The sequence below is a fragment of the Ancylobacter sp. GW821-FHT10E12 genome (genome assembly GCF_058809335.1).
Window position 1 is genome coordinate 1 of the sequence record NZ_JBXASN010000039.1, and the last position, 4,197, is coordinate 4,197.

Here is a 4,197-nt window from a genome sequence, read left to right on the forward strand (position 1 = left end):
GGCTGTCCTATGGGGCGCGGGCGATCACCGAGGGCGGCTATCAGTCGGTGCCGCGCACCGTGTTCCCCGGCGGGGCGGCGTGGTGTCATTCGACCGGCTGTCCTCGGTGTAGCGATCAAGAAACGCCGGATCAATGCCCTCGTTGCGCCAGCGGCCGGCTAGATCCTCCGCGGTGGCGAGGCGACAGGCGCCGTGGCGCCGATAGTCGCGTTCGGCCGTGCGCTGTGGATCGCCAAATCCCGTCTGTAGGTGCCATCCACCTGCGGGACCACCATAGCGTCGTTGTAATAGATCAGATGGCTGAGCCGTCGGGATAGAGCGAGGCACAGTGGCCGAGCCATTGCGATCCCGCCCGCCGCCCAACCTATTGCCGTTAGTCGGCTATCGCCAGGCTCTCGCCTCCGGATCTCCGTGACCACCGCAGGAATGAGCATCTCCATGAAGCGTGGAACCGAAAAGGTAAAGTGAGGTCATACTCATGCGCCTGACGACGTCGGAGCGACTCATAAGAACATCATGCCTAAAAATCTATAGTCTGTAGAAATAATTTCATGCAGACAAGAACTTGATCTGTTTAGTTAGAGAAATCGTCAACATCCCCTGTGACAGAAATCACACAAAGACGGCGTTGCTTCGCGACCTGGCTGTTGCCGGCCAGGCGCAAGCTTCTTGGCAGCCTGATCATCCATGGCCTCGCACGACCCACACCACCGGGCATTGCCAACGAGGCGGGGCTGGTCCGGCCGTTTATTTCCAGGGGGTCGCGCTGTCGAATCGACAGCGCAGCCAGACTGGCCGTCGGCTAAAAATCCCCTCGTGCGAGCCAGCGACAGCCGCACGGGCTTGTAACCGTCTCTGCTTCTGAAAGAACCGCTCACACCCAGACGGTTGCTTCGTGCCGGGTGCCGTCGAAGAGACGTCCATAGCGAAACGGAGCCGGGTCCACCAGCGGAACGTCCCCCGTCACAAGATCGGCAGCGAGCCGTCCGCCAGCGGGACCGAGGCCGAAACCATGCCCGCTGAAGCCGGTGGCGACGTAGCAGCCCGGCGCCTTGTCGATGGCCGAGATCACCGGCACGGCATCCGGAACCGAATCGATGAGACCACCCCAGGCCTGCGCGACACGCACGCCTTTCAGGACCGGATAGGCCGTGTAGAACTGCGCCATCGTGCGGTCGACGAGCTTCATGTCCGGCTTCGGATCGAGCACGCGCATACGCTCGAAGGGCGAGATGCCGTCAGAACTCCAACTCGCCAACGTCTCCGGCCCCTCGAAGAAGGAGTGGCCGGCGCGGATGCTCAGGCCACGGCCGCGCTTGATCAGGAGCGGCAGGAAATCCGCCGCGTAACGGATGCCCTGCGGGGTGATATCGACACGCCCGGTGCCGCGCATCGCTACCGAATAGCCGCCGTCGGAGCGTCGACGGAAGGAGAAGCCCGGGCTACCGACACCGCCGGTGCCCATTGTCACCTCGGGCGCCGCCTCGGTGCGGCAGACGGACGAGAATACGCCGGCTTGCGGAAGGCTGATGCCCTGATGGCGCAGCAGCATGGAGGTCCAGGCGCCGCCGGCGCACAGCACGGCGTCGGTCCGAATGGTGCCCCGCTCGGTGATGACGGCGGAGACCGCGCCGCCTGTCGTCTCCCATCCGCGCACCGCGCAATGCTGCACGATGACCGCCCCGAGTCGGCGCGCTCCCCTGGCGATCGCCGGAGTCGCTTTCGAGGGCTCGGCGAGCCCGTCGAGCGGCGAATGCAGGCCGGCGATCCATTGATCGGTGGTGCCGGGCAGCATCCTGCCAAGCTCGGCGGCACTCAAAATTCGCCCTTGGGTCTGGAAGGCGCGCTTCTTTTCAAGCATCTCCTCCCATAAGGCGACTTCTGCCGGATCCTTGGTCACCACCGTCATGCCGGTGCGGCGAAAGCCGGTATCCTCGCCGAGTTCGGCATCGAGATTGCCCCACAGGTCCATGCTCGCCATGGCAAGAGGCATTTCCGGCATGGCCCGTCCCTGCTGCCGGACCCATCCCCAGTTGCGGCTCGATTGTTCACCGGCAATATGCCCCTTCTCGACGAGGACGACCGAGCGCCCCTTGCGTGCGAGATAATAAGCGGCACTGACACCGATGATGCCACCTCCGACGATCACCACATCGGCGCGTTGCGGAAGCTTTTCATCGCTGGAGACTGTGTCGACGGGAGGCGACATGATGTCTTTCCTTACCTGATTTGCCGGATTCTCATTCGGCCGGGCTGAGGACCAGCTCGGCCTCCTCCGCTTTCAACGCCTCCGCGCGGCGAAGCCGGGCACGATCGTCCTCGCGGCGCTTGATGAACTCATAGGCCAGCGCGGCAACGAGGGTCACGGCGACGATGATGGTCGCCAGCGCGCTGATCGAGGGGGTGGAGCCCTGCCGCACCCGGCCGGCCAGCACGGTGGTCAACGTCTTGTCGGAGAGGATGGCGAAGGTGGTGGTGTTGTAGTTCTCGAACGAGGACAGGAACGCCAGCACGCCCGCCGAGAACAGCGCCGGCCGCAGGAACGGCAGCAGGATGTGGCGGAACACCTGCGGATAGGAGGCGCCGAGATCGAGCGCCGCTTCTTCCTGAGCGCGATCGAAGCGCTGCAGCCGCGCGAGGATGATCAGCATGCAATAGGCGGAGATGAAGCTCGACTGGCCAAGCACGGTGAGGACGATGCCGTCATACAGGAACTTCGAGCCGGTGACGGTCGTCAGTTCGCGCCAGAACACCACGGTGGAGATGCCGATGATGATGCCCGGCGTCAGCACCGGCGAGACGACGACGAGATAGTAGAAGGAGCGCGCGCTGGGCGTGATCTGCGTCATGACGATGGCGCCGGCGAGGCCGATCGGCACCGAGATGCAGACCACCAGCAGCCCGACCCACAGGCTGGTGCGAAAGCCCTGCATCATGTCCTGGTCGGCCAGGAGGCGGCCGAACCATTGCGTGGTGAACCCTTCGAAGGGCCAGACCTGCGGATATTCCGGCGTGTTGAAGGCAGAGATCGCCATCACCGCCAGCGGACCGAACAGGTAGACGAGGAAGATCGCCGCATAGACCGCGAACATGACGCGCTGGAAGGGACCTGCCGTCATCGTGCGATCTCCCCGAGTTTGAGTCCGGTGAGGCGCAGCACCGTCAGCACGAAGACGATGCAGGCGACCAGCAGCAGGAAGGCGTAGGCCGCGCCCTGCGGCCAATTGAAGAGCTGGTAGAAGCGGTCATAGACGATGGGGGTGAACCACAGCGATCGCGGTCCGCCGAGCACCATGGGCGTGGCAATGGCGCCGGTGCACAGCATGAACACCAGCGTGCAGCCCGAGGCGATGCCGGGCTTGGCATGCGGCATGACGATGAAGGTATGGATGTGCCACCAAGGGGCGCCGAGGTCGCGCGCGGCTTCGATCTGGTTCTTGTCCAGGCTCTCGATGGCATTGTAGAGCGGGAAGATCATCAGCAGCAGGTAGGCGTAGCTCAGGCCCATATAGAGGCCGATATCGGCGGCGAGGAAATCCACCGGCTCGCTCACCAGCCCGAGCCCCAGCAGCGCCTGGTTGATGATGCCGCCGGAGGAGAGCAGCACCCGGAAGGCGAAGGCCCGCAGGATATCGTTCACCCAATAGGGCACGATGAGCAGCAGCAGGATGACGCGCAGCCGCTTAAGCGGAGCCGATTGCGCCATGTGATAGGCCAGCGGGTAGCAGATCACAAAATTCGCTAGTGTAATCAATATACTGGCGAGAATGGTGACGCCGAAGGCCTTGATGTGCAGCCAGTTCCACTGCGCGGTCGAGGTAAGCGAGCCGAACAGGAAGTAGCGATAGTTCTCCAGCGTGTAGACGTCCTTCGGTCCACCCATCTGCGCGATCGGCAATTTCGGCCGGAAGGAAAGATCCACCATGTAGATCATCGGCAGCACGATGATGAAGATCGCCCAGAAGCCGACCGCCAGCACCAGATAGAGCCCGACGCCGAGGCCATTGCGCTGGAAGAAGCCCAGCCGGTGGGACGACTTGCCGGCACCATCGAAGCGGGCGATCAGCCAGAAGGCGGCAAACACCAGCAGCGGCAGCAGCAGGATGATGTAGATGCTTCGCATATCGCGCGCTCCTGCTCAGTGGCTTGGCGGCCGGGCGAGCAGCAGCCCGTCCTGCGGCTGGAAGCCGATGCGCA

The 4,197-nt window shown here is 63.7% G+C and carries 3 protein-coding genes; all 3 read right to left on the reverse strand.

What is annotated here, in order from left to right; genetic code table 11:
* Window positions 1-874 precede the first annotated feature (874 nt).
* From AC1RU4_RS26120 to AC1RU4_RS26130, 3 genes are read right to left on the reverse strand one after another with little or no spacing between them, the layout of a single operon-like run.
* On the reverse strand, window positions 875-2,209 hold the full coding sequence (locus AC1RU4_RS26120; RefSeq protein WP_492894767.1) for an NAD(P)/FAD-dependent oxidoreductase: 1,335 nt from the start codon (window positions 2,207-2,209) through the stop codon (window positions 875-877).
* 31 nt (window positions 2,210-2,240) lie between these two features.
* Complete coding sequence (locus tag AC1RU4_RS26125) at window positions 2,241-3,119, reverse strand: ABC transporter permease (RefSeq protein WP_492894769.1); 879 nt, start codon at window positions 3,117-3,119, stop codon at window positions 2,241-2,243.
* Window positions 3,116-4,123, reverse strand: coding sequence for an ABC transporter permease (locus tag AC1RU4_RS26130; protein WP_492894771.1), 1,008 nt, complete (start codon window positions 4,121-4,123; stop codon window positions 3,116-3,118). Before AC1RU4_RS26130 ends, AC1RU4_RS26125 begins: the two co-directional genes overlap by 4 nt.
* Window positions 4,124-4,197 lie beyond the last annotated feature (74 nt).